24 protein-coding genes are annotated in these 23,863 nt (G+C 67.9%); 12 read left to right on the top strand and 12 right to left on the bottom strand.

The window, feature by feature from the left end:
- The first annotated feature begins 117 nt into the window (after nucleotides 1-117).
- Both ACFV15_RS01455 and ACFV15_RS01460 read left to right on the top strand, forming a co-directional pair.
- Nucleotides 118-1,731, top strand: a complete 1,614-nt coding sequence (locus ACFV15_RS01455) for an alpha/beta hydrolase (RefSeq protein ID WP_378348152.1) — start codon at nucleotides 118-120, stop codon at nucleotides 1,729-1,731.
- A gap of 126 nt (nucleotides 1,732-1,857) precedes the next feature.
- Nucleotides 1,858-2,130: a helix-turn-helix domain-containing protein gene (locus ACFV15_RS01460; RefSeq protein WP_378348153.1), complete on the top strand. Its 273-nt coding sequence runs from the start codon at nucleotides 1,858-1,860 to the stop codon at nucleotides 2,128-2,130.
- A 55-nt stretch (nucleotides 2,131-2,185) separates the two neighbouring features.
- Here ACFV15_RS01460 and ACFV15_RS01465 read toward each other — a convergent pair whose 3' ends face one another.
- The 10 genes from ACFV15_RS01465 to ACFV15_RS01510 all read right to left on the bottom strand — a co-directional run bounded on the left by ACFV15_RS01465 (nucleotide 2,186) and on the right by ACFV15_RS01510 (nucleotide 13,117).
- Entirely contained in the window at nucleotides 2,186-2,776 is a 591-nt protein-coding gene (locus ACFV15_RS01465) for an EndoU domain-containing protein (protein ID WP_378348154.1), read from the bottom strand.
- A gap of 109 nt (nucleotides 2,777-2,885) precedes the next feature.
- Nucleotides 2,886-4,178: a hypothetical protein gene (locus ACFV15_RS01470; protein WP_378348155.1), complete on the bottom strand. Its 1,293-nt coding sequence runs from the start codon at nucleotides 4,176-4,178 to the stop codon at nucleotides 2,886-2,888.
- Entirely contained in the window at nucleotides 4,175-4,780 is a 606-nt protein-coding gene (locus ACFV15_RS01475; RefSeq protein WP_378348156.1) for an ATP-binding cassette domain-containing protein, read from the bottom strand. Before ACFV15_RS01475 ends, ACFV15_RS01470 begins: the two co-directional genes overlap by 4 nt.
- Nucleotides 4,777-5,649, bottom strand: a complete 873-nt coding sequence (locus ACFV15_RS01480; RefSeq protein WP_378348157.1) for an LLM class F420-dependent oxidoreductase — start codon at nucleotides 5,647-5,649, stop codon at nucleotides 4,777-4,779. The genes ACFV15_RS01475 and ACFV15_RS01480 overlap by 4 nt, the downstream gene beginning before the upstream one ends.
- A 75-nt stretch (nucleotides 5,650-5,724) precedes the next feature.
- Nucleotides 5,725-7,548 carry a phosphoenolpyruvate carboxykinase (GTP) gene (locus ACFV15_RS01485; RefSeq protein ID WP_378348158.1) on the bottom strand — a complete coding sequence of 608 codons (1,824 nt, stop codon included), beginning with the start codon at nucleotides 7,546-7,548 and terminating at the stop codon, nucleotides 5,725-5,727.
- Between the two features lie 318 nt (nucleotides 7,549-7,866).
- Complete coding sequence (locus ACFV15_RS01490) at nucleotides 7,867-8,568, bottom strand: DUF6802 family protein (protein WP_378348159.1); 702 nt, start codon at nucleotides 8,566-8,568, stop codon at nucleotides 7,867-7,869.
- Nucleotides 8,569-8,662: 94 nt separating this feature from the next.
- Nucleotides 8,663-10,489 carry a dynamin family protein gene (locus tag ACFV15_RS01495; protein WP_378348160.1) on the bottom strand — a complete coding sequence of 609 codons (1,827 nt, stop codon included), beginning with the start codon at nucleotides 10,487-10,489 and terminating at the stop codon, nucleotides 8,663-8,665.
- A complete protein-coding gene (grpE, locus tag ACFV15_RS01500) occupies nucleotides 10,489-10,947 on the bottom strand; it encodes a nucleotide exchange factor GrpE (RefSeq protein WP_378348161.1) in 459 nt (152 codons plus the stop codon). The genes ACFV15_RS01495 and grpE overlap by 1 nt, the downstream gene beginning before the upstream one ends.
- Before the next feature lie 50 nt (nucleotides 10,948-10,997).
- On the bottom strand, nucleotides 10,998-11,570 hold the full coding sequence (locus ACFV15_RS01505) for a hypothetical protein (protein WP_378348162.1): 573 nt from the start codon (nucleotides 11,568-11,570) through the stop codon (nucleotides 10,998-11,000).
- A 38-nt stretch (nucleotides 11,571-11,608) separates the two neighbouring features.
- The gene (locus ACFV15_RS01510) at nucleotides 11,609-13,117 is read right to left on the bottom strand and encodes a dynamin family protein (RefSeq protein ID WP_378348281.1); all 1,509 of its coding nucleotides are present in this window, start codon (nucleotides 13,115-13,117) and stop codon (nucleotides 11,609-11,611) included.
- 192 nt (nucleotides 13,118-13,309) lie between these two features.
- On the opposite strand from ACFV15_RS01510, the gene ACFV15_RS01515 reads away from it, so the two are divergent.
- The 4 genes from ACFV15_RS01515 to ACFV15_RS01530 all read left to right on the top strand — a co-directional run bounded on the left by ACFV15_RS01515 (nucleotide 13,310) and on the right by ACFV15_RS01530 (nucleotide 17,223).
- Nucleotides 13,310-14,467, top strand: a complete 1,158-nt coding sequence (locus tag ACFV15_RS01515) for a sensor histidine kinase (protein WP_378348282.1) — start codon at nucleotides 13,310-13,312, stop codon at nucleotides 14,465-14,467.
- The gene (locus ACFV15_RS01520; protein WP_091288747.1) at nucleotides 14,464-15,120 is read left to right on the top strand and encodes a response regulator transcription factor; all 657 of its coding nucleotides are present in this window, start codon (nucleotides 14,464-14,466) and stop codon (nucleotides 15,118-15,120) included. The genes ACFV15_RS01515 and ACFV15_RS01520 overlap by 4 nt, the downstream gene beginning before the upstream one ends.
- 118 nt (nucleotides 15,121-15,238) lie before the next feature.
- Nucleotides 15,239-16,345, top strand: coding sequence for a hypothetical protein (locus tag ACFV15_RS01525; RefSeq protein ID WP_378348163.1), 1,107 nt, complete (start codon nucleotides 15,239-15,241; stop codon nucleotides 16,343-16,345).
- A gap of 26 nt (nucleotides 16,346-16,371) precedes the next feature.
- Nucleotides 16,372-17,223, top strand: coding sequence for a hypothetical protein (locus ACFV15_RS01530; RefSeq protein ID WP_378348164.1), 852 nt, complete (start codon nucleotides 16,372-16,374; stop codon nucleotides 17,221-17,223).
- On the opposite strand, the gene ACFV15_RS01535 is transcribed toward ACFV15_RS01530, so the two are convergent.
- Together ACFV15_RS01535 and ACFV15_RS01540 are read right to left on the bottom strand one after the other, a co-directional pair.
- The gene (locus ACFV15_RS01535) at nucleotides 17,220-18,098 is read right to left on the bottom strand and encodes an SDR family NAD(P)-dependent oxidoreductase (protein ID WP_378348165.1); all 879 of its coding nucleotides are present in this window, start codon (nucleotides 18,096-18,098) and stop codon (nucleotides 17,220-17,222) included. The two genes, ACFV15_RS01530 and ACFV15_RS01535, sit on opposite strands and share 4 nt — an antisense overlap.
- Complete coding sequence (locus ACFV15_RS01540) at nucleotides 18,095-18,670, bottom strand: TetR/AcrR family transcriptional regulator (protein ID WP_378348166.1); 576 nt, start codon at nucleotides 18,668-18,670, stop codon at nucleotides 18,095-18,097. Before ACFV15_RS01540 ends, ACFV15_RS01535 begins: the two co-directional genes overlap by 4 nt.
- A gap of 246 nt (nucleotides 18,671-18,916) precedes the next feature.
- Between ACFV15_RS01540 and ACFV15_RS01545 the strand changes: the two genes are divergently transcribed.
- The 6 genes from ACFV15_RS01545 to trmB all read left to right on the top strand — a co-directional run bounded on the left by ACFV15_RS01545 (nucleotide 18,917) and on the right by trmB (nucleotide 23,851).
- Nucleotides 18,917-19,831, top strand: coding sequence for an ABC transporter ATP-binding protein (locus ACFV15_RS01545; RefSeq protein ID WP_378348167.1), 915 nt, complete (start codon nucleotides 18,917-18,919; stop codon nucleotides 19,829-19,831).
- Nucleotides 19,832-19,847: 16 nt separating this feature from the next.
- On the top strand, nucleotides 19,848-20,615 hold the full coding sequence (locus ACFV15_RS01550) for an ABC transporter permease (RefSeq protein ID WP_378348168.1): 768 nt from the start codon (nucleotides 19,848-19,850) through the stop codon (nucleotides 20,613-20,615).
- Nucleotides 20,616-20,758: 143 nt separating this feature from the next.
- Entirely contained in the window at nucleotides 20,759-21,670 is a 912-nt protein-coding gene (locus tag ACFV15_RS01555) for an ABC transporter ATP-binding protein (RefSeq protein ID WP_378348169.1), read from the top strand.
- Nucleotides 21,667-22,413, top strand: a complete 747-nt coding sequence (locus tag ACFV15_RS01560) for a hypothetical protein (protein WP_378348170.1) — start codon at nucleotides 21,667-21,669, stop codon at nucleotides 22,411-22,413. The genes ACFV15_RS01555 and ACFV15_RS01560 overlap by 4 nt, the downstream gene beginning before the upstream one ends.
- A gap of 215 nt (nucleotides 22,414-22,628) precedes the next feature.
- On the top strand, nucleotides 22,629-23,123 hold the full coding sequence (locus tag ACFV15_RS01565; protein WP_378348171.1) for a hypothetical protein: 495 nt from the start codon (nucleotides 22,629-22,631) through the stop codon (nucleotides 23,121-23,123).
- Between the two features lie 20 nt (nucleotides 23,124-23,143).
- Nucleotides 23,144-23,851, top strand: a complete 708-nt coding sequence (gene trmB, locus ACFV15_RS01570; protein ID WP_378348172.1) for a tRNA (guanosine(46)-N7)-methyltransferase TrmB — start codon at nucleotides 23,144-23,146, stop codon at nucleotides 23,849-23,851.
- The last annotated feature ends 12 nt before the right edge of the window (nucleotides 23,852-23,863 follow it).

The following is a 23,863-nucleotide window of genomic DNA, read 5'->3' on the forward strand; positions in this document are numbered from 1 at the left end:
CTGCTTGGAGCAACACTCCGCCCGACGAAGGGCGGTTGCTACTGACCGTTCGGACGGATATCAATAGCCCCAAGTCGCGGAGCACGTCTTCGCACGACGATTGAATAGGGGCATCGAATGAAGCGACTCCGCTATGCGGTGGTGATTCCGGCTCTCGCCGGCACCATGCTGGCCGGGTTCACTCCTGCTTTCGCAGGTCAAGAGGCCAAAGGTCAGCCTCTGAACTCCACGAACATCCCAGCTCAGTACGCGAGCCAGAAGCTCGACTGGCACAAGTGCGTCGTCGGCGCCGACCTGCCGACCCCGCCGCCCGCCGGCGCGGAGAACATCGAGTGCGCCGTCTTCAAGTCGCCGCGCAACTGGTACCGCACGAACGAGAAGATCGACCTCACGATCGCGGTCAGCAGGCTGAAGGCGACCGGTCCCGAGTCGACCGGCAGCGTGTTCACGAACCCCGGCGGCCCCGGCGCGCCCGGCCGCAACTTCCCGGCCCGGCTGCGCAACCAGACCCGCCTGCGCGCCGCACAGGACATCATCGGCATCGACCCGCGCGGCACGGGCAAGAGCACCAACATCACCTGTGGTGGCGCGATCGGCACCGGCTCGGACCTCGACCCGCGTGACCGCGACCGCGACAACCTGAACCTGATCCTCGACGCGACGAAGTACGCGGCGCACTCGTGCCAGGTCAAGTCGGGCGAGCTCGGCCAGTACATCAACACCGACCAGACGGTCCACGACCTCGACCTGCTGCGCGTGCTGCTCGGCCGCGACAAGATCAACTGGGTCGGTTACTCGGCGGGCACCTGGATGGGCGCGCACTACGCGCAGCAGTTCCCGACCCGCACCGGCCGGTTCATCCTCGACTCGGCGACCGAGTTCACCACCTCGTGGCACGACTCGTTCGACTGGCAGCCGCTCGGCTTCGAGCGCCGCTGGCGTCAGGACTTCCTGCCGTGGATGGCGAAGTACGACAACCTGTACCACTTCGGCACCACCGGTGAGGCCGCTCGCCAGACCTACGAGAAGGTCCGCTACGCGCTGACCCAGAACCCGGTCGAGGTCGACGGCTCGAACGTCTCGGCCAACGGGCTCGACTCGTTCATCGCCTCGCAGCTCTACGCCAAACGTTCCTTCCCCGGTCTCGCCAGCTACCTGGTCAACGTGAAGACGCTGACCGAGGGTTCGGCTTCGCAGTCGCAGAAGGCCGCCGCGGCCCGTGAGGTCAAGGCGGAGAGCAAGGCCACCGAGGCGCTCGGCCCGCAGCCGCTGATGGTCCCGAGCGACGGCGACGCCTACGACGCCAGCTTCTGGACGATCCCGTGCAACGAGGGACCGTGGCCAGGCAACCGCCAGAGCGTCATCCGTGACTCGCAGAAGCTGATCAACAAGGATCTGCCGCTGCTGGGTGCCGGCTGGCTGATCCAGCCGTGCATCTTCTGGAAGCGTCCCCCGGCTCCGCTGCCCGTGCTCAACGGTGTCGGCGTGCCCCCGGTGATCATCGTCCAGTCGGTGCACGACCCGGCGACCCCGATCGAGGGCGCGACCCGTGCGCACAAGGCGTTCGCGAACTCGCGGATGCTGACCATCACCGGAGAGGGTGACCACGGCATCTACGCGGGCGGCAACGCGGCTGTGGACAAGATCGTGGAGGACTACCTGGTCGACGGCAAGGTGCCGAACGACCAGAGCATCCCCGGCATCCCGCTTCCGGTGCCTCCGGGCGCCTGATACCCCCAGGTGTTGTGGGCCCCGTCGAGTTTCGGCTCGGCGGGGCCCTTTTCTCTTGCCTGTGGGTACCTGTGCACAGAGTTGTCCACAGGTTGTGGATATGTGGATCGGTATTACTATTGGGGCATGGTTCGGGTCCCACTTACGGATGAAGAGCGGTCACGCGGTGAGCGCCTCGGCGCGATCCTGCGCGCCGCACGCGCCTCGCGCAGCATGGTCGACGTCGCGCTCGAAGCGGGCATCTCGGTGGAGACCCTGCGCAAGATCGAGACCGGACGGATTCCGACGCCCGCGTTCTTCACGGTGACCGCCATCGCGGCCGCGGTGGAGCTGCCGCTCGAGGCGTTGCAGGCGGCCGTCGCCGAGCCTCCGGAGTCCGAGGTGCCCCGAGCCTCGTGAGCCAGGGTCGTGAGTGGTACGGCCGGTTCTAACCGGCCAAAACGCTCACGACCCTTTACGAGCGGGCGGCGCGGGGGCGTAGCTGGGCCAGGATGTGGTCCCGGTCGTTCAGGAAGACGTAGCTCTCCAGCGGGAGTTCGTACGTGTTGAGCAGGCGCTCCAGGTCGGCGTACTCGTCGACCGTGAGGTGGATGTTCTCGGCGCAGAGGTGGGCGATCAACGTGTCGACCAGCTCATCCCACTCGCCTGACCACAACAGGCCGCGGTAGTGCATGAAGTCGTCCTGAGGCAGGCGGTTGGCCAGCTGGGCGAGCAGGACGTCGGCGAAGTAGCTGATGCGGCCTGCCGCCAGGTCGGCGACCGTGGGGTTGGCCGGGTCCTTCGCGGTGTCGGGGTTGCGGACGACTCCGGGGCCCGCGATCGGGAATGCCGTGTGGACCATGCCGTCTTCCTCGACCAGCACCACCACGTGCACGCCGTAGCGCTCGCCCGCGCAACGCCAGCGGCCGTTGTACTGACGAGTGCGGGGCTCGCCGGGATCGTTGGCGACGTCCTTGATGACGGCGATGATCTGCTCGTCGGTCCAGCCGGGTGGGAATTCGCTGGTCGCCCTGCGTCCCGCACCCGGTGCATGTCCGCCACCCACCACGAGCTCCCTTCCGATCACTGGCGAGCCTAGCCTGCGAACGGCGTATCGGAATGGACCAAAAGCGGGTACGGCGGTAGCTATTTCACCCCAAAAGCTCGCATTTCAGTTACAGAACGTCACCGTTTCGAGTGAGGACGGCCAGGATCAGCGTCGAGACGATCAGCAGATCGGGGCCGCGCAGAAGCTGGGCGAACAACCGGATCGGAATCTGGCCGAGTACCCGTGAGGTGACGATGCCGAGGTTGTCGAAGGTGGTCGGCGGCCGGGTCGCGGTGCGGACCGCCGACACCGCCACGATCGGCAGCGTCAGCAGCGCCGCGTGACTCGGTGGGTCGCCCAGCACCAGGCCCGCGGTCATGAGCATCACGCCCCATCCCGCGGCCAGCACCAGCATGACGCCCAAGTTCGCCAGCCAGAGTTCTCGGCCGGACGCGCCGAGCCAGCGACGGCGGCCCTCGTTGCGCCACAGCTCGCCGATGCCGCCGGTGAATGGGATGAGCGCGCAGTACGCGGTCAGCGCGACGAACACGACGTCCGGGATGGCCGGTGCGGCCGCGGAGCCGAGTACCGCGGCGAGCGCGAGCGAGACCGCCGCGCCCCAGTAGCGGGCCCGGCCGGCGACGCCGAGCCACGCGAAGCGAAGCGCGGTCGGCCGCCGCAGTGAAAACCGGACGGGGCGGGCGGCGGGCAGTAGCGCCAGCGGGTCGAGGAAGGTCAGCGAGACCGTGCGGACGAGGCGTTCGTTCCAGCCGTCGACCAGTTCCTTCCGCCCGGCGCGGAGCACGGTGTCCGCGGTACGCCACCGAACCGCGCCCAGCGCGAACAGTGCCGCCGCCAGCAGTTCGAGCGCGAGTGGATCCAGCCGTGCCCGTGCGACGAGCAGGCCGAGCGACGCGAGCAGTACCGGGCCGAACTCTTCCCCGCGCACGGGTGGCCGCCTGGCGGTCGAGAGCGAGACCGCCGCGCTGCCCAGCAGCACCGCGGCCGCGGCAAGCCACACCTCTCCGCCGACGCCTGCCGCGACACCGGTCAGCGCGCCGACGTAGACGAAAAGCCCGACGCCGACGCACCAGACCGCCCACATGCGGCGGCCGATGGCCCGCGAACGGTCGCCGCCCGCGAAGTCCAGCCAGGTCAACATCGCGGGCTCCGCCCACACGAAACCTCGGCGCAGCAAGGCACGCCACATCAGCGCGCCACAGACGACCAGCAGGCCGAGTATCGCCTGTACGTCCGCTGTGGACTGTCCGAAAAGGAACGACCGCAACGACGGCAGCCGGAAGAACGCCTGCACCGCGACGCCTGCCGCGAACAACCCCAGCAAGGTCGCCGAATCGCCGGGGCGCACGCCGCCGAACCGCTGCCTGCCGGGCACCTGGACCGGCGCGCTGACCGTCACGCGAACTCCAGCACGCTGTCGGCGGCCTCCAGCAGCGGCGGGTGGTGGGTCGCGACGACCACCGCCGCGCCCGCCGCCGTCGAGCGCGCGATCAGCGCGGTCAGCCAGTCCTTGCCGTCAACGTCCAGCGCCCGTTCCGGCTCGTCGAGCAGCAGCACGTCGTGCGGCCTGACGGTGGCTCCGAGCAGCATCAGCCGCCGTCGCTGCCCTGCGGAGAACAAACCGGCCGGGAGGTTCGCGCGCTCGCCCAGCCCGGCGTCGGCGAGCAACGCGCCGAAGTCGCCGAGGTCGAAGCGGAATGAACCGGCCAGCAGCTCCAGGTGCTGGATCGGGGTCAGCTCGGCGAAGAAGTCCGAATCGTCCATCAGCACGGAAACGGCGCGCCGGAATTCGACCCGCCGCTCGTCCGGGGCCATCCCGGCCACCTTGATCTCGCCGGTCGTCGGCGCCTGCATGCCATAGAGACAGCGCAGCAGGGTCGACTTGCCGGTGCCGTTCGGGCCGATGATCGCCGCGCATTCACCTGGCTCGACGACCAGGTCGAGTTCGGAGAACAACCAGTCGTCGGCCAACTGGACGCCGAGGCCGTCGACCTCGATCACTTCAGCAGCTCGATCACCGGCGCGAAGCTCTCCATGGTCCCCTCGAGCACGGTCAGGTACGTGAAGCCGAACCGTTCACGGTTCGCGCGGATCTGCTCGGCCATCTGCTCGTGGGTGCCGCACAGGAACGTCGGGATCTCGCCGATCTGCTCGATGGTCAGCCCGTCGATCTGCTTCGAGGCCTCCTCGATCGTGCCTGCCCGGTCGTTCGTGACGACCACGCGCGGCGTGAGCACGTTCAGCTCGGCCTCGCGGCCGTTCAGCTTCCCGCGCACGAACTCGACGCGCTCCAGGATGCCTTCGGCGGACTCCGCACGCAGCTGTCCGCCATCCGGGACCTTGGCCGCGCCGGTGAAGCCGATGATCTCGGCGTGCTCGGCGGCCAGCGTCAGCAGCCGGTCACCGCGACCGGCGATGAGCAGCGGCGGCCCTGGCTGCTGCACCGGAGCCGGCTTGTGGTCTGGATCGGCGTAGAGCCGCTTGAGTTCCTTGACCGTGTGTTCGAGATGGTCGATGCGCTTGCTCGCGCTCGGCCACGGCATACCGGTCGACTCGAACTCTTCCTTGATGTACCCGGCGCCGAGTCCGAGTTCGAGCCTGCCGTCGATGAACAGGTCGGTGCCGGTGACCTCACGGGCCAGCAGCACCGGGTTGTAGAAGGCGGCGTTGAGCACGAAGGTGTTGAGCCGCACGCGCTCGGTCGCCTCGGCGGCGAGCACCAGCGCGGGGAACGGCGGCGCCATCCACAGGTGGTCGGCCGCGCCGATCACGTCGAAGCCGAGGCCCTCGGCCTTGCGGCACTTCTCGACCCACTCGGTGCGCGAGGTCGGCACAGTCATGTTGACGCCGAACCTGAAATCCCCAGTCATGGTTCCAAGCTACCCAAAACTAAGAAGGCCTCCCGCACCATTTTCCGGTGCGGGAGGCCTCCTCAAAGAAGCTGCTCAGCCCAGGCGCTGCTTGAGCGCGGCGAGCTCGTCACGCAGCGACGACGGGACCTTGTCGCCGATCTTGTCGAACCACTCTTCGATCAGCGGGATCTCCTTGCGCCACTCCTCGGCGTCGACACCGAGCGCGGCCTGGATGTCCTCGATCGGCTCCGACAGGCCGTCGGTGTCGAGGTCCTCGGCGTTCGGCACGAAACCGATCGGCGTCTCGACCGCGTTGCCGCGACCCTCGACGCGCTCGATGACCCACTTGAGCACGCGCGAGTTCTCGCCGAAGCCAGGCCACAGGAACCGGCCGTCGTCGCCGCGGCGGAACCAGTTCACGTAGAAGATCTTCGGGAGCTTGTTCGCGTCGGCGTTCTTGCCGAGCGAGAGCCAGTGCTTGAAGTAGTCACCGGCGTGGTAGCCGAGGAACGGCAGCATGGCCATCGGGTCGCGGCGGACGTTGCCGACCGCGCCTGCGGCCGCTGCCGTGGTCTCCGACGACATGGTGGCGCCCATGAACACGCCGTGCTGCCAGTCGCGGGCCTCGTTGACCAGCGGAACGGTGGTCTTGCGGCGGCCACCGAACAGGATCGCCGAGATCGGGACACCCTTGGGGTCATCCCACTCCGGCGCCAGGATCGGGCACTGCGACATCGGCGTGCAGTAACGCGAGTTCGGGTGGGCGGCCTTCTCGTCCGAGTCGGGCGTCCAGTCCTGCTTCTTCCAGGAGGTGGCGTGCTCGGGCTTGCCCTCCATGCCCTCCCACCAGATGTCGCCGTCGTCGGTCAGCGCGACGTTGGTGAACACCGTGTTGCCCTTGTCGATGGTGCGCATCGCGTTGGGGTTGGTGTGCCAGTCGGTGCCGGGCGCGACGCCGAAGAAGCCGAACTCGGGGTTGACCGCGTAGAGACGGCCGTCCTCGCCGAAGCGCATCCACGCGATGTCGTCGCCGAGTGTCTCGGCGCGCCAGCCGGGGATGGTCGGCTGCAGCATCGCCAGGTTGGTCTTGCCGCAGGCGGACGGGAACGCGGCCGCGACGTAGTGGACCTTGTTCTCCGGCGAGATGAGCTTGAGGATGAGCATGTGCTCGGCGAGCCAGCCCTCGTCACGAGCCATCACCGAAGCGATGCGCAGCGAGTAGCACTTCTTGCCCAGCAAGGAGTTTCCGCCGTAGCCGGAGCCGTAGCTCCAGATCGCGCGCTCCTCGGGGAAATGCGAAATGTACTTGGTTTCGTTGCAGGGCCAGGAAACGTCTTTCTGACCCGGCTCGAGCGGCGCGCCGACCGAGTGCAGCGCGGGCACGAATTCACGCTCGGTGCCGTCTTCGGTGACGAATTTCTCGAGTGCCGCAGCACCCGCACGCGTCATCACTCGCATTGACGCCACAACGTAGGCGAAATCGGTGATCTCGATACCCAATTTGGGGTTTTCGTCCCCGAGCGGACCCATGCAGAACGGGATGACGTACATGGTGCGACCACGCATCGAGCCACGGAACAGCTCCGTCATCGTGGCTTTCATCTCGTCGGGGTGCGCCCAGTGGTTCGTGGGGCCGGCGTCCTCTTTGTCCAGTGAACAGATGAAGGTGCGCTCTTCGACCCGCGCGACGTCATTGGGGTCGGAAGCGGCCCAGAACGAGTTGGGACGCGACTTGAGCTGCACGAACGTGCCGGCCTCTACCAGCTCCGCGTTGATCCGAGCGGACTCCTCGTCGGATCCGTCCACCCACACGACCCGGTCCGGGGTGGTCAGCTCGGCGACCTCCCGAACCCAGGACAGCACGCCGCTGTGCGTCGTCGGCGCTGTATCCAGTCCGGGGATGGCGACTGCGGTCATCTCGTCTTCTCCTGACTCCGCGACGACAGATAACCCGCACGGAGAACGACGCTGTCCTCGTGCGGGCTGCATTGCCGGCGACCGAATGGCTTCGCGCACCGCCGGGAAGGCGGTGTGCTGGTTTGGGGATTCCACGAGGGTAGCCGGATGACCGGCAGGTAACCGAGAGCTGTCCTGTCGGTTCTCTCACAAGAACGATAAGGGAATCGATTCAGTATCACCGGAATGGGCCATCCGGCGAAAATCTTCCGGTGAGCCAAAACACAAGATCCCCGCACACCGGGTGGCGTGCGGGGACCAGATTGTGACCTGGGTTACTTAATTGGGACTTATCCACTGCCCGGTGGCGGAATCGATCTTCGCGACACCTTCGAGTGTTTCGGTGCCGGCGCCGCCCCACGCCTCGTCGGCCGCGGGGTCGCCGGAGCCGGTTTCGCCCATCAGGCCGCTGGCCTTTTCGGTCCACTCGCCCTTGCCGGTGTGCTCGAGCGTCGTCGAGTGCCCGCTGGAGTCGATCTGCACCGCGACATCGGCCTCACCGTCACCGTCCTTGTCGGTGAACGCGATCGTGCCGCCGTCCTTGGTGTGCACCACGGCGGTGTCGTTCACGCCGTCGTTGTTGGTGTCGACGGTGGCCGCGCCGACATCGACCTCGCCCTTGTCCGGCAGGTCGGCGGTGATGTGCCCGCCGGACCCGGCCTGCTTGCCGGAGTCGTCGTCGCCACCGTGCGAGCCGCCCGCGTTGATCCAGTGGCCGGTGGAGTCGTCGTAGACGGCCTTCTCGGTGACGTTGCCGTCGTCGTCGAGCCTGGCGAACTGGTCGGCGACACCGTCGTGGTTGGTGTCGATGAACGCCTGCGCCGACCCGTCGGGGTTCTCGACGATCGCCGTGTCGGCGACGCCGTCCTTGTCGAGGTCGTAGTTGATCTCGGCGGAGTAGTCCTGACCGTCGGCGTGGATCGTCATGCCTGCGGTGCTGCTGGCGTCAGCGTCCGTTCCGCCACTCTCGTCGACCCACACGGGACATGCCCCCTTTGAGCTGCCTGGATGTTTTCGCTAAGCCTATGACTCACGGTAGGCCTGTCCGGTTCCCCGCCACAACCGGATCACACGGTCAGGCCTTGTCGCGCAGCGTGCGCATCCGGGCGAGCAGCGCCTCGGCCCGGTCACGACCATCGGAAACGCCGCTGAGCCGCTTCGACACGATCGCGATCGTCTTGGCCCGCTCCTGCGCGCCCATCTTGATCGTCTTGTCGACTTCCTTCATCTCGGCCTCGATGGCGTCGATGCGCCTGCCGAGCGCCTCGTCGAGTGCCATGGTCAGCTGCTGCTCCGCCTCGATGAGCTGCTCGGCGACCAGCTGGTCCAATGTGGACCGCGCGTCGGCGATCGCCTCGACCAGCCACTGCTTCATGTGCTGCTTGTCGGCGGCGTGCTTACGCGTGCGCGCCATCCACCAGCCGGCACCGAGGCCGATGATGATGGTCGCGGGCAGGATCACCGGGTTCAGGATCGCGACGCCCGCGAGCGGCAGCGCGGCGACCTTGCCAGCGCCGAGCCCGCCGGAAATACCCATGAAGACGAGCAGTTTGTCCTCGGCGGTCGGCGGCTTCTTCTCCGGCGGCCGCAGCACGACCGGCGGGCCGCCCGCGCGGGCGAACTGGGCGCGGATGACGTCGAGCTCCTCTGCCGAGAACAGCTCGGAGAGCGAGACGTTGGTGACCTGGTTCAGCCGTTGCGCGAGCAGCATCGACACGCGCTGCGACGTGGTCTGCAACGCGATGTCGACCTGCTGCGGCAGGGCCGTGAGGTCGTCGCGTTTGGCCGCGTCGATCAGCTGCCGGAAATGCGTCTGCGCGTCACGCATCTGACGGCTGCTCTCGTGGCCGACCTCGACACGGGTGCGCTGCACCTCGCCGCGCAGTTTCAGCTGCCAGCCCCGCGTCGACGTGCGGCGCTCGGCCATGAGCTGCTCACGGCGCTCGCGCAGCTGCTCGGCCTCGGCCTCACCGGCGGACAACGCCCGGCTTTCGGCCTGGAGCTTGGCCTTCTGCTCGGCCAGCGCACTCGACAACGCGCGCATGGTGTTGGCTTCGCCGAGCATCGCCGAACGGCCGACGAGCAACTCCTGCACCGCGCCCTGCAAAGCGGCGATGCCGGACTTCTCCCGCAGCATCCCGGCGGCCTGCTCGTTCGGCGCCTTGCCTGCCATCTCGAACATACGCGCCGAAACCGGATAGAACGTCGCGTCGGCGAACCGGGGGGCGTGCTGGGCCAGCAACTGCTTGTCGGCTTCGAGCACCTCGCGCCAGCCGCGGAAGGCGTCCGTTTTGGACAGTACGAACAACACCGTCTCGACGCGGTCGCCGACCTTGCTCAGGAACTGCAGCTCGGTCGAGGTGAACGGGGCGGACGCGTCGACCACGAACAGCAGCGCGGTCGCGCTCGACGCGGCCTCCATGGCCAGCTCGCCGTGCATCGAGTCGAGCCCGCCGACTCCCGGAGTGTCCACAATCGACACCCGCTCCAGCAGCGGTACCGGCCCGCTGACCTCGACGTAACGCGGCGGCAGCTGGCCTTCCGGCAGCTCATGCGCGGCGGAGACCCAGTTGATCAGCTGGTCGAGCCTGATCGGCACCGGCGCGAGCTGGCCGGGATAGCACGCCTGTGCGCCCCACTCGGCCGCGTGCTCGAACACCAGGTAGGTCGCGGTCGCGACATCGGCGTCGACCGGCGACAGCCCCGGCGTCGCGAGCATGGCGTTGACCAGCGAACTCTTGCCGCGGTTCGTCTCGCCGACGACCACGACCGACGGGCGCTTCGGCCTGGCCTTGCGCACCTCGTCGACCCATTTGGCGCCGTCGGGGTCGATCTCCCGCAGCAACGTCAGCAGCTGGTCTCGGGTCGCCTGTACCTGCTGCGGCAAACTCGGAGCGGTCACTATGGCCGTTTCGTGTAGACGGTGACGATCGGGGCGCGCAACAGCTTGTCATGGTCGGCGAACCCGACGACCTCGGTCTCGGCGACCGTGCCCGCGAGCGCCTCGTCGTCGGTCGGGGTCGCGCCACCGGCCTCGTGCAGCGCCGGGTCGAACCGGTCGCCGTCGGGGCGCAGCGCGCGCACCCCGATCTCCGCCAGGCCGTGTTCGATGCGCTCGACCACGCCGCCACTGCGTGCGCGATCCATCGCGTAAAGACAGAGCTGGATCAAGGAGCGCCGATCAGCCAGTGCCTGCTCGAGGTCAGCGGGGGCGGCGGTCGCGATAACGGGCTGCACGTCGGGTTCCGACGCGGTCTGCGCCGTTTCGGTTCCGCAGGTGTCGGTTCCGTCAGCCTCGGCGATGATCTGCGCGATGCCTGCCGCGGCGATCTGCCCGGTGGGCACGTCGTCCGGATTCATGGCATCAGTGTGCTGGAACCCGCCGTCGCGGGGGTGCGAAACCGCCGAATTCAGACGAGTTCACCCAGCAGGCCACGCAATGCGACGTCGAGGGCGTCAGTGTCACGCGCGAACCTGGCCGACACGAGAACATGGTTGTCCGCCAGGCGTTGCCAGACCAGACCGGCGACCGAAACCTCGGTCACGGTCATCGTGAACGGGCGCGCCTTGCGGCCGAACGAGGCCTCCAGCTCACGCACGACAGGGCCGACGTTCGCGCCGCGCGGCAGGTGGTTCATCCGATGGCCACGCAGGTGTTTCGACGCGGGCTCTGTGAAGACCTCGACGGCGTGCAGCAACGCGGCCCGCTCGGTGGGCACCGGTGTCAGCGCCCGGCGTTTGTGCGGATCACGCTCGCCGCGCGCGGCGACGAACGCGAGCACATCGGCCCACCAGCCAGGCCATTCCCGCTGCACCGCCGCCCGGTCGACGCCTTCCGGCACGGAAACGGGGACGGGTGGTTCGACCGCGGGCAGGTCGTCGTCGATCGACAACGCCAGCGCGTCGCGCAGGTAGAGGGCCACGTCGACCGCGAGGTCATCGCCCCAGGTGAACCGCCACGATTCGCTGCCTGCCACGTACACGCGAACAGGGTAGCGACTCAGGCCTAGTGCGCCGCGCCCTAGCGAAGTTGTTGCCAAATCAGGAAATATGCCCGGTGCACGACATGCGCGACCCGGCTCTGCGCCGGCGTCGCGCCGAACGAGGCGAACGAGCGCCACCAGCCCGCACGTTCCAGCGCGAACGGCGCGAGCTCCTGGCGCGAGCTGCCCGGCATACCGAGCTGGGCGCCGATGTCGGCGTTGCTGCCCACCCGCAGTACTTCTTCCGACAGGTCTTCCGGCATGTCGACGGCGCCGGACGCGACCAGCGTCAGCGCTTCGAGCAGGCGCAGCTGGTGCGCTTCCGGCTTGGCGAGCAGCACCTCGATGGCGTCGTGCACGCGCTGGCGGTCGCCGGGATCGCCGGACGCGTGTGCGAGCGCGGTGACCGAGGCCAGCGCGGCGGCCGCCTTGATGCCGTCGGCGCGCGCGGCGAACACGAGGTTGAGCCGGTGCCGGACCGCGGCGAGGCCGGAGGCGTCGAGCAGGCTGCGCCGCAACGCGCCCGCGGTGATCTCCGGTTCCTTGCGGATGGCCTCGACGGCGTGCCGGACGCCGAACAGGTCCAGCTTCTCCAGCAGCCGCAGCCGGGTGCCGGACGGGACGTCGCACTCCCAGCTGGTGAAGATGTCGGCCGAGATCAGCATGGTCTCGAGGATGTCGTCGTCCAGCGCGGAGAGCTGGCGCAGTGCTTCGGCGTCGGCCGAGGTGAAGCCGCCGGACTCGGCCGACTCCGCGAGCAGGCCGATCACCGGGAGCACGTCGGCGACACGCGGCTTGAGCGTCGCCGCCTGCTTCTCCGCGAGCATGGTCGCGGCCTTCCAGACGTCGCCGTCGGCGCCGGAGACGGACTCCGGCGCGATGGTGTCGGCCTTGTTGAGCACCGCGATCGCGTTGACCGGCCCGGCTTCGCGGCTCGCGGTCGCGGCGGTGAACGCGGCCAGCGCCTGCTGGTCGTCGGCGCGGACGCCCTGGGTCACCACATAGAGGACGGCCTCGGCGCCCGCGACCGCGTTGCGCGAGGTGTCGTCGAGGTCGTCGGAGCCTTCCTCGTCATCGTCCTTGCGGTGTTTGGCGGCGCCGAGCAGTTCTTCGGTGCGCGAGACCGACGCGGCGTCGAGCGAGCCGAGACCGGGTGTGTCGATCACGGTCATGCCCTGGAGCACGGCGTTGGTCAGGTAGGCCTCGATATGCGAGACCTCCTCGATGTTCACGCCGAGCTCGGCCGGGATGGCGCCGTCAGCGGCGAACGGCAGCACCTGCTTGCGGCCATCGGTGAAGACGACCTCGACCCGGTCGACCGTGCCGTACTGGAACCGGGTGACCAGCCGGGTGCACTCACCGACGTCCGTCGGCGCGACGCGGCGCCCGATCAGGGCGTTGACCAGCGTCGACTTACCGGATTTGATGCGGCCGGCGACGGCGACCTGCAGCGGCGCGCCGAGCCTGCGGAGCACCTCGGCGAAGCCCGCGGCGGTGCGCGCGGAGACCTGGGGCTGCAGCCGGTGACAGAGGTTGGCGACAGACATGGACAGCGGTCCGGCCAGCCGCCCCTCCGGTGCCGTCACGATCCACCCCCCTTGCCCGTCCCGTCGCAGGGAATCCTAGAGGTCATCCTGCGGTCGCACCGAGGGTGCTACCGGCGGGCGACGCGCGGGAGCCGGTCCGCGACCTACTGTGGTGGAGTGCGAAGACTGAGCCTCTGGATGCGAGCTCGCCCGATGGTGGGCGACTCCTTGATCGCAGTGCTGCTCAGCATCATGACGCTGCCGGTGCTGGCCGTCGACGTGACGTCGGAGGACCCTTCGGTCCAGCATCCGTACCTGGCCGTCCCGATGTCGATCATCGCGGTGCTTCCGCTGGTGTTCCGGCGCAAGTACCCGCTCGCGTCCGCGTATGCCGTGCTGCTGCTGAGCATTCCGGACGCGCTCATCGGAGTGGGCATCGGCAGTGCGTTCGGCACGGGCATCGCCGTCTACTCGGTGCTCGTCTACACGGGACGCAGGCACGGCGCGTTGTACCTGGTGGCGGTCCTGCTGGTCAGCTGGGGTCAGCTGTTGCTGGAACCGGTGCCGGACAAGGGCATCTGGGCTTTCGTGATCGCGATCTGCCTGGCGCTGTGCTGGGTGCTCGGCGAGTTCGTCGGCGCGCGGCACGCCTACCAGCGAGAAGTGGAGGCTCGGTTGCATCTGCTGGAGAACGAACGGGACCAGGCGACCAAGCTGGCCGTCGGCGAGGAACGCGGCCGCATCGCCCGCGAGCTGCACGACGTCGTCGCGCACGCGGTGAGCGTGATGGTCGTTCAGGCCGACGGCGCTTCGTACGCGATCAAATCCAACCCCGAGCTCGCGGGCCGCGCGCTCGCCACGATCTCCGACACCGGCCGCGGCGCGCTCGCCGAGCTGCGGCGGCTGCTGGACGTGCTGCGCAACGAAGACGGCGACGCCGAACCCCGTGTCCCGCAGCCCAAGGCCGAGGCGCTGGTCGAACTGACCGAGCGCGTCCGCGCCTCCGGGCTGCCGGTCGACATGGAACTCGGCGAGCTCGGCGACCTGCCGGCCGGTGTTTCGCTCGGGGTGTACCGCATCGTGCAGGAGTCACTGACCAACGCGTTGAAGCACGCGGGCCGTGGCGCGAAGGCGTGCGTCAAGGTCGAACGAACAGGAGATCTGGTGACGGTCGAAGTCACAGACGACGGCGCGGGCACGCTGGTATCGGCCCGCGCACCGGTCGGCGGGCGGCCGGTCACCGGCGGCGGCAACGGCCTGATCGGCATGCGCGAGCGCGCCCACGTCTTCGGCGGCACCCTCGACGTCGGCCCGGCACCGGGCGGTGGCTGGCGCGTGTTCGCCAAGCTGCCCGTTAGGTTGGCGTCGTGATCAAGGTGGTGGTCGTCGACGACCAGGAACTCATGCGGGTCGGCTTTCGCATGGTGCTCGGCGCGCAGGAGGACATCGACGTCGTCGGCGAGGCCGGTGACGGCGCCCAGGCGATCAAGCTCGCCGAGCAACTCCGCCCCGACGTGGTGCTCATGGACGTCCGCATGCCGGTGCTCGACGGCGTCGAAGCGACCAAGGCGATCGTCGCGGCAGGCACGGCACGCGTGCTCGTGATGACCACGTTCGACCTGGACGAGTACGTCTACTCGGCGCTGCAGGGCGGCGCCAGCGGATTCCTGCTCAAGGACACCCAGCCGTCCCACCTCGTCTCGGCGTTGCGCGCGGTCGCGGCCGGCGACGCGGTCGTCTCGCCGAGCGTGACGCGGAGGCTGCTGGACCGGTTCGTCGGCACGGCGAGCAGCGCGATGCGGGACGTCGCCGTGCTGGACGTGCTGACCGACCGGGAGCGCGAGGTCTTCGTGCTGATCGCGAAGGGCATGTCGAACGTGGAGATCGCGGAGTCGCTGTTCCTCTCGGAGGCGACCGTGAAGACCCATGTGGGGCGGATCCTGTCGAAGCTGGAGCTGCGAGACCGGGTGCAGGCCGTGGTCTTGGCCTACGAAACAGGCTTGGCCCGCCCCGGCCTGACGTAGCGGCAGGAGTTCAGCGGGCAGGAAAATTTCCCAAAGCAGAGGGTTTCCCCGTCGGGGAAATCGCTGAATTGGGGAAAGTTTTCTTCCTTTGAGGACTTGCCTGTGTCACTATCGCCTGGTGAACAAGGATGAAGCCGGAGTGCTCGAACTAGGCATTCAGGCTCTGCAGGACCTTCTGGGTGAGCAGTGGACGCTGGACCAACCCGCTGGTTCCGACTTCGAAGCCGGAGACAGCGGGTTCGATGCTCGCGTCCAGATCAAGCCTCCCAGCGGCGGCGACCCCCGCGTCGAGTTGCTGATCCAGGTGCGGGAGAACCTCACCCCCCGCGACGCGATGACGCACCTCGCACCGGTGGCCAGCGTTCTGCGTCAGACACAGGCCCAGGCACCGCTAGTGGTCTTGTCGTCGTGGTTAAGTCCACGAACTCGGCAGGCTTTGACAGACCAAGGGATCGGCTACCTCGACCTGACCGGCAACGTCGCACTCTCGGTTTCGAGCCCAGCGATCCGCCTTCTCACGCACGGCGCCGACAAAGCTCTGAACAAGCCGGCTACGCAGCAGACAAGAAGCGTGACGCTGAAGGGCTCGCGCGCGGGCCGGGTCGTGCGGTTTCTAGCCGACTTCACACCGCCTTATCAGGGAAAACAAATCGCGGAAGCCACAACGGTCGGCGCCCCATGGGTGTCAAAACTGCTTGGCCAACTGGAGAACGAACTTCTCGTCCGCCGCGACGGCCGGACCGTCGCCGAAGTCGACTGGCCCGAATTGCTCCGTGCCCGGGCGCGGAACTACGACCTGCTCAAGCACAACGAACCGATCGGATTGATCGCCCCGCAGGGCATCGACGCAGTACTGGAGAAGATCCGGACTTCGCGGCGACCACGCGTCGCGGTCACCGGCCCGTTCGCCGCGCGCGCGGTCGCGCCGCTCACGACCGGCGGGCAGCTGATGGTTTACGTCGACAACGCGGACGCCTGGGCGGACGAACTCGGGCTGCTACGGGTGGAGGAGAACGCCGATGTTCTTCTCTTGCGCGCTCACGACAACGTCGTCTTCGAGCGAACCCGGCTCGTCGATGGCGTCGCTCACGTCGCATTGACCCAGCTGGTTCTCGACGGCCTCGCCGGGCCCGGCCGGATGCCAGCCGAAGCGGAAGCAGTGCTGCAGCACCTGGTCGAACGCGAACCGGAGTGGCGGCGGCCTTGGATATCACCCGATCGATAAAAGCCTAGGCCACTAGACTTTCCGGAGTGTCCAAAAGACCTGAAGGTGTCGGCGCCGAACAGCTCACGATCGTCGCTCGGCGCGTGCTGCTCGACGGCCTCTGCGCGCTCAAGACCCACCTCGGCGCGATCACCGTTGTCGGCGCTCAAGCAGTTCATCTGCGCACGTCCCATATTCGGTTCACCTCCGGCGCCTACACCTCCGATGGCGACTTGGCGCTCGATCCCGACCGGCTGGTCGACGAGCCGTTGCTGGAAGAAGCCCTTCGTCTGGCCGGATTTGAGCTCATCGTTGGTAATCAGCCCGGATTGTGGTCGCGGCCGGAGATCGTCGACGGCATAGAGACCCGGGTCGAACTGGATCTGCTTGTCGGCAGCACACTCGCCGCAGGAGGCCGCGGCGCCCGGATCCGGCCACACGACAAGATGAGCGCGAGAAAGGTGCCCGGGCTGGAAACGGCTGTCGTCGACCGTTCCCCCTTGATGATCACCGCGCTCGAAACCGGGGACAGCCGCGCGATGATCGTGCACGTAGCGGGCCCCGCCGCACTCTTCGTCGCGAAAGCGCACAAGCTGAAAGACCGCTTCGACGCACAGGAGACCAGGCCTGATCGCCTTTCCGCCAAGGACGCCGGCGACGTCTACCGGCTGATGGCCGGAACCAACCCGGCGGACGTCGCCGCGACCTTCGAAACCCTGCTGGCCGACCCCAGAGTCGCGGACGTGACCGCGACCGGCCTTCGTTACCTGCGTCGGCAGTTCGGCGGGGCCGACACGCCGGGAGTCAGGCTGGCCGTCGACGCCCTGGCGGGCACCGTGCCGGAGACGAGGATCCGCGCACTGGCGCCCGCCTACGTCGGGGTGCTGCCCAAGGACTAGAGGCGAGCCTCGGATTTGCGGCCCGCGAGTACGGCGCCGAAGTCCGGGCGGGTGCCGTCGACGTCGGTGAAGCCGTATTCGTGCATCAACGTCCACGAGGCGATCGTTTTGCCCGCGTACCTGGCGATGTCCGGGTCTTGGACGAGGGCGGCGACGCCGCGGCCGAGGTAGGTCGGGGTCTCGGACCACTCGAAGTCGGCCGGCGCCGTCTTGCCGGGTGCGTCGCGCCAGTTCTCCTCGGTGACCTGGAAATGGTCGAGCATCGCTTCCGAGCGGAGGAAGCCGGGGGTGACGGCCATGCCGACGCAACCCTGCTCGGCGAGCAGGGCGCCGAGTGAGCGGCCGAGTGCGCGGATTCCGCATTTGACCAGGTGATACGGGATGCCCGCGCCGACGTAGTCGTCGACGTCGCCGTCGGTGACCTCGATGACGATGCCGCCCTTTTTGCGCAGGATCAGGGGCAAGAGGCGGTGCAACGCGATGAGGTGGGTGTCGAGTGAGTTGTGGACCAGGTTGAGTGCCATGTCCAAATCGGACTCCCAGAACGGGGTCCACATCTGGGCCATGTGGTCGCCGCCCCAGACGTCGTTCACCAGGATGTCCAGCTGACCGTCCACTTCGGATTCGATGCGGGCGCGTAGTGCGTCCACATCGGACACCGAGGTGAAGTCGCAGCGGACCGGGATGCCGCGGCCGCCCGCGGCATCGACCAGGTCGGCTGTGTCTTCGATGGTCTCGGGCCGGTTGAGCGGGGATTTCTCGGTGCGGGTCGTGCGGCCGGTGACGAAGACCGTCATACCCAGACGTCCGAGCTCCACCGCGATCGCGCGGCCGCAACCACGCGTCGATCCGGTGACCAGTGCGACCTTGCTCATTTCATCCACCCCATCAGTACCGCGTCGATGTCCTGCTCCAACCGGTCGGCCAGCTTTCCCTTCGGCCTGATGGACCAGTCGATCGACACTCCGTTGATCACGTCCAGCAGCGTGCGCGCGGCCCGCGCGGGGCCCGGCGCGCCGGGTAGTTCCTTCAGTGCCAAGCGCACCAGGCGGCGCAGCTCGGTCTCGACCGCGGTGAAGTGCTCGCCGAGCAGTGCGCGGCGAACCGGGTCGACGATGTCCATGCCGAGCAGGCCGAGGTGGTTCGCAGCCGTTTCCGCGTCGCCGAGGCCCACGTAGACACTCAGCGCGGCGGCACGCAGTCCATCCAAAGGACTACCCGATTCGGCGCTCGCCGTGCGCATCGACTCGACCGCGTTGCGTGTCGCTTCGACGCACAACGCCTGGAGCAGACCGTCCTTCGAGCCGAATCTTTTCGCCACCGAGCCGACCGCCACGCCTGCCTCCGCGGCCACCTGGGCCAGGGTGAATCCCGGCCCATGGCGCCCGGTCACGGTCGACGCGGCGGTCAGCAGGCGTTCATCGCTGATGCTGCGCGGCCGGACCATGGCGTTATTGAACCACGGTTCATTAATCACGGCAACAGGGTCGAATCAGGGTCGACTCAGGGTCATTCCCGATCGCGCCCGCTCGCGAACCCGGCCAAGCTACGTCTCAGGTCGGGTACGAGGTTCGGTCTCCAGGATGACGCGACGGGATGGCTCGGTCCGACAAACTGTTTTCAGTCGGGGGACAAACGAGGGCGACGCGGGACTAACGCCTACAAGCGGTTCAGCCGCATCGGAGGAGCAGACATGATCGAGGCAGTGGGCCTCACCAAGCGCTACGGCAAGACGCTGGCAGTGAACAACCTGTCGTTCAGCGTCCCGGCAGGCGAAGTCACCGGATTCCTCGGCCCCAACGGCGCCGGGAAGTCGACCACCATGCGGATGATCCTGGGGCTGGACAACCCCACCTCGGGTCAGGTCCGCATCGGCGGCAAGCTCTACCACGAACTGAAGCACCCACTCCGCTCGGTCGGCGCGCTGCTCGACGCGAAATGGGTGCACCCCAACCGCTCGGCGCGCGCCCACCTGATGTGGATGGCGAGGTCGAACAAGATCCCGGCCAGCCGCGTTGACGAGGTGCTGGAGACGGTCGGCCTGACCTCGGTCGCGACCAAGCGTGCCGGTGGGTTCTCGCTGGGTATGTCGCAGCGGCTGGGGATCGCCGCGGCACTGCTCGGCGACCCGGAGGTGCTGCTGTTCGACGAGCCGGTGAACGGGCTCGACCCGGAGGGCATCCTCTGGATCCGCAAGTTCATGCACCGCTTGGCAGAGGAAGGCCGCACGGTCTTCGTTTCGAGCCACCTGCTGTCGGAAATGGCGCTGACCGCGTCCCAGCTGATCGTGATCGGCAAGGGGCAGCTGATCTCGCAGAGCTCGACCGAGGAGTTCGTCGCCAGGGCGGCCGAGAACACCGTCAAGGTGCGCTCCCCACAGCTCCCGCAGCTGCGCCACGCGCTCATCGGCGCCAGTGCGTCCATTGTGGACGAAGAATCCGCCCTCATCGTGTCCGGTTTGGACAGTGCGAAGATCGGCGAGCTGGCCGCGAACAACGGACTCGTACTGCACGAGCTGAGCCCGCAGACCGGCTCGCTGGAGCAGGCCTTCATGCAGATCACCGGTGACTCCGTCGAGTACCACACCGGCCTCGAAAACGTCGCGTGACGGGAAAGACAAACTCATGACTCTGCTCGCAGTAGAACGCATCAAGCTGTTCACCACGCGATCGCCGTGGTGGTGCGCGCTGGCCGCGCTGGCCGTCACCATCGGTTTCTCCGCGCTGATCACCGGCACCTCGGACACCGGCGAGTTCATCACCGTGTCCAGCGCCGAATTCGGCTACAAGTTCGGCATGGCCGTGATCGTGGTGCTCGCCGCGCTGGCCGTCACCACCGAATACCGCTTCAACACCATCAAGACCACCTTCCAGGCGGTGCCGAACCGCGGTGCGGCGCTGGCCGCCAAGGCCGGGGTCGTCGGCGGGCTCGCCTTCGTCATCGGTGAAATCGCCGGGTTCGGCTCGTGGGCGCTGGCCAAGCTGCTCAAGCCTGAAGCCGACCTCGCGCTGAACAGCGCGGCCGACTGGCTCAACGTCGCGGGCATCGGCGTGGTGTACGCCATCGCCGCGGTGATCGCGCTCGCGGTCGGTATCCTGATCCGCCACAGTGCCGGCGCCATCTCGCTGGTGCTGATCTACAACCTCGCGGTCGAAGACCTGATCACGCTAATCCCCAAGGTCGGTCACAAGATCCACGAGTGGCTGCCGTTCAACGCGGCGCACAAGTTCCTCACCGGCACCGGCGAGTCGAACGGGAGCCGCGGCGGGGACATGGGCCCGCCGCTCTCGGACTCGCCGCTGAGCCCGGGCTGGGCGCTGGCGTACTTCGCCGGGTTCGCGCTGGTGCTGCTGACCATCTCGATCGTCGTCGCCAAGCGGCGCGACGCGTAAGACACCACAGGGGAAACCCCGGCGGGCACTTGGGGAAGTGCCGCCGGGGGTGGGGTAGGGGAAAACAAGGTCCGGGTCGCCGTTCGGGGGGCGACCCGGACCTTTCCCGTTTTCCGCTGGCAGTATGAGTAGCGGAGGTTCCGATGATCGAGGCGGCAAGGCTGACCAAGCGCTACGGCGACCTGCTCGCGGTGGACGACCTCTCGTTCACGGTGAGCCCCGGCCGGGTGACCGGCTTCCTGGGCCCGAACGGGGCGGGGAAGTCCACCACCATGCGGATGATCCTGGGGGTGGACGCCCCCACCGACGGGCACGTCGAGATCGACGGCAGGCCGTACCGCGAGCTCCACCATCCTTTGAGGACGGTCGGCGCCCTGCTGGACGCCTCCGCCAGGCATCCTGGGCGCACCGCGCGCGACCATTTGCGCTGGCTGGCCGCGACCAACGACCTGCCGGTCAAGCGGGTCGACGAGGTGCTCGCCATGGTCGGCCTCACCTCGGTCGCCAAGAAGCGGGCAGGCCAGTACTCGCTCGGCATGCTGCAACGCCTCGGCATCGCGGGCGCGCTGCTCGGCGACCCTCGGGTGCTGCTGTTCGACGAGCCGGTCAACGGGCTCGACCCGGAGGGCATCGCCTGGATCCGGCAGCTGATGCACGCGCTCGCCGCCGAGGGCCGCACGATCTTCGTCTCCAGTCATCTGCTGCCGGAGATGGCGCAGACCGCGCAGGACCTGGTCGTGATCGGCAAGGGCAAGCTGATCTACCAGGGCACCACCGAGGAGTTCATCGCACGCGCGGCCGGGAGCGGCGTCCGCGTGCGCAGTCCGCATCTGCCCGAGCTGCGTGCGGCACTGACCGCGCAGGGCGCGAGCTTCCGCGAGGAGGATGGCGCGCTACTGGTGTCCGATATGGACAGTGAGGCGATCGGTGAGCTCGCGTTCCGCGCGGGCGCGACCCTGCATGAGCTCAGCCCGGCACGCGGCTCGCTCGAGACGGCGTTCCTGCAGCTGACCGGCGACGCCGTCGAGTACCACGCCACGGAGGGCACCCGATGAGCGCGCTGACCGCGGAACGCATCAAGCTCACCAGCACCAGGGCGCCCTGGGTCTGCACCGGCATCGCGGTGGTGGCCGCACTCGGCTTCTCGGTCGCGTTCTTCGGCCTCGGCGGCCCGGAGATCCAGGCGACGGTGGCGAACACGCAGGTCACCGCGTCGTTCGGGCGCACGGTCATGCTCGTGCTCGCGGTGATCGCGGCCGCGAGCGAGTACAACTGGGGCACCATGCGGCTGACCTTCCAGGCCGTGCCGAGCCGGACGCCGGCGTTGCTCGCCAAAGGCCTCGTCATCGCCGTCTGGAGCGCGGTCGTCGGCCTGGTGGTCGGCTTCGGCTGCTGGGTGGTCGGCGTGCTGCTGAAGCCCGACGCCGACCTCGCGCTGCACAGCGCGGCCGACTGGCGTGCCGTCGCGGGCCAAGGCCTGATCTTCGCGCTCACCGGACTGCTCGGCGTCGGCGTGGGCCTGCTGCTGCGCAACACGGCCGCCGCGCTCGCGGTGGCGCTGGTGTGGACCCAGCTGCTCGAAGGCCTGATCATGCTGATTCCGACCGTCGGCCCCGCGATCTACAAGTGGATGCCGTTCTTCGCGGCCCAGCAGTTCATCGGCGGCGACCTGGCGAACTCACAATTACGTATTGGCGACTTGCCAATGAATCCAGTGGCCTACGGCGCTTATTTCGCGGTGATCTGCCTGGCGATCTTCGCGGCGGGAGTGTTTTTGAACAAGCGAAAAGACGTCTGAAAAGGATCAGCTCGACACACTGTGTCCTCTATCGCACCCTGATGGATTAAGACCACGTTAAAACCCTGTGCGATCAGTCACAGGGCGCGAAAGAACGCGTTCTACCAGGCATTATTCAAAGTGTCCCGTCACAGATTCCACTACGGAGGTGACCTTTGACGGTGGATGCCGGCCAAGGTGTTGAGAGAGCTGTTCCCGCCCCTCGCTTGGAGCCGATGCTCGGCCTCGAGTGGTCGCAAGCCATCGAACTTCCCCGCGTCGCGTCGTCCGCGACGAAGCCGTCGGAAATCCGGCGCGCCTGGGTGCATCGCGCACCCGAGGATCATGTGATCGCCCTTTTCCGCGCTTCGAGCCTGGGTGCCGGCCCGGTGCCAGCACCGTGGTGGTTGCGCGCGGTGGCCGAAGGCCGCCTGGAATCCCGCGAAGCCGGGTTCCGTATCGAAGACCGCATCGCGCAGTTGCTGATGCGCAGGCCCGGCTGGGAATTCGTGCCATGGGCCGCGGACGGTGAATCCGGTTATTGGGAATTCATGCCGTCCGAGAACGGCAAGTCGGGCCACACCGTGCCCACCACCGTGCTGAACACCGACCGGCATGACGGTTGGATCGATGTATTGCCGGCGCACAGCGGCAGCACTCCGGAACCGATCGCGGTTCGCGGGCCGGGTGGCCTGCGGTCGCGGCTGGGGGAGTTCGAAGCGGTGCGCTGACCAGCCGTTAGGTTGGTCGGGTGAAGAACGAAGGGCAGCCACGCCTGCGCAGCGTGGTCAGCTATGTGCAGCGCGGCGGCCGGATGACCGTCGGGCAGCAGCGCGCATGGGAGCAGCACTGGCCGCGACTCGGCCGGAAGGTCCGTGACCTGGAACCGGGCCACGTCGATTTCGACGCCTGGTTCGGCCGTCAAGCGCCAGTGCTGCTGGAGATCGGGTCCGGCATGGGCGAGACGACGTCTCAGCTCGCGGCCGCCGCTCCGGAACTCAACTACGTCGCCGCCGAGGTCTACGAAGCCGGTCTCGGCCAGCTGATGCTTCGCGCGGAGAACCTTGGCGTCGAGAACCTCAGGCTGATCAACGGCGACGCCGTCGTGCTCCTGACGAACCACGTCGCCCCGGATTCGCTGTCCGGCGTGCGGATCTTCTTCCCCGACCCGTGGCCGAAGAAGAAGCACCACAAGCGTCGGCTGATCCAGCCGGAGTTCCTCGCGCTGGTGGCTTCCCGGCTCGAACCGGGCGGCACCGTGCACATGGCGACGGACTGGGAGCACTACGCCGAGCAGATGCTCGAAGTGGCCAACGGCGAGCCCGCGCTCCGCAACCGGTACCCCGACGAGCCGGGCGGCTGGGCGCCGCGCCCCGAATGGCGCCCGATCACCAAGTTCGAGAACCGTGCCCACGACGAAGGGCGCGAGTGCCACGACCTGATCTTCGAAAAGAAGTAGCGGGCTTTATCC

This window comes from Amycolatopsis sp. NPDC059657 (genome assembly GCF_042734395.1).
Lineage (GTDB): Bacteria > Actinomycetota > Actinomycetes > Mycobacteriales > Pseudonocardiaceae > Amycolatopsis.

Coding starts and splice junctions, on each gene's coding strand:
- ACFV15_RS01455 (WP_378348152.1), top strand. CDS start 118: ATGAAGCGACTCCGCTATGCGGTGGTGATTCCGGCTCTCGCCGGCACC.
- ACFV15_RS01460 (WP_378348153.1), top strand. CDS start 1,858: ATGGTTCGGGTCCCACTTACGGATGAAGAGCGGTCACGCGGTGAGCGC.
- ACFV15_RS01480 (WP_378348157.1), bottom strand. CDS start 5,649: ATGACTGGGGATTTCAGGTTCGGCGTCAACATGACTGTGCCGACCTCG.
- ACFV15_RS01485 (WP_378348158.1), bottom strand. CDS start 7,548: ATGACCGCAGTCGCCATCCCCGGACTGGATACAGCGCCGACGACGCAC.
- grpE (WP_378348161.1), bottom strand. CDS start 10,947: ATGAATCCGGACGACGTGCCCACCGGGCAGATCGCCGCGGCAGGCATC.
- ACFV15_RS01510 (WP_378348281.1), bottom strand. CDS start 13,117: ATGTCTGTCGCCAACCTCTGTCACCGGCTGCAGCCCCAGGTCTCCGCG.
- ACFV15_RS01515 (WP_378348282.1), top strand. CDS start 13,310: ATGGTGGGCGACTCCTTGATCGCAGTGCTGCTCAGCATCATGACGCTG.
- ACFV15_RS01535 (WP_378348165.1), bottom strand. CDS start 18,098: ATGAGCAAGGTCGCACTGGTCACCGGATCGACGCGTGGTTGCGGCCGC.
- ACFV15_RS01540 (WP_378348166.1), bottom strand. CDS start 18,670: ATGGTCCGGCCGCGCAGCATCAGCGATGAACGCCTGCTGACCGCCGCG.
- ACFV15_RS01545 (WP_378348167.1), top strand. CDS start 18,917: ATGATCGAGGCAGTGGGCCTCACCAAGCGCTACGGCAAGACGCTGGCA.
- ACFV15_RS01550 (WP_378348168.1), top strand. CDS start 19,848: ATGACTCTGCTCGCAGTAGAACGCATCAAGCTGTTCACCACGCGATCG.
- ACFV15_RS01555 (WP_378348169.1), top strand. CDS start 20,759: ATGATCGAGGCGGCAAGGCTGACCAAGCGCTACGGCGACCTGCTCGCG.
- ACFV15_RS01560 (WP_378348170.1), top strand. CDS start 21,667: ATGAGCGCGCTGACCGCGGAACGCATCAAGCTCACCAGCACCAGGGCG.
- ACFV15_RS01565 (WP_378348171.1), top strand. CDS start 22,629: ATGCTCGGCCTCGAGTGGTCGCAAGCCATCGAACTTCCCCGCGTCGCG.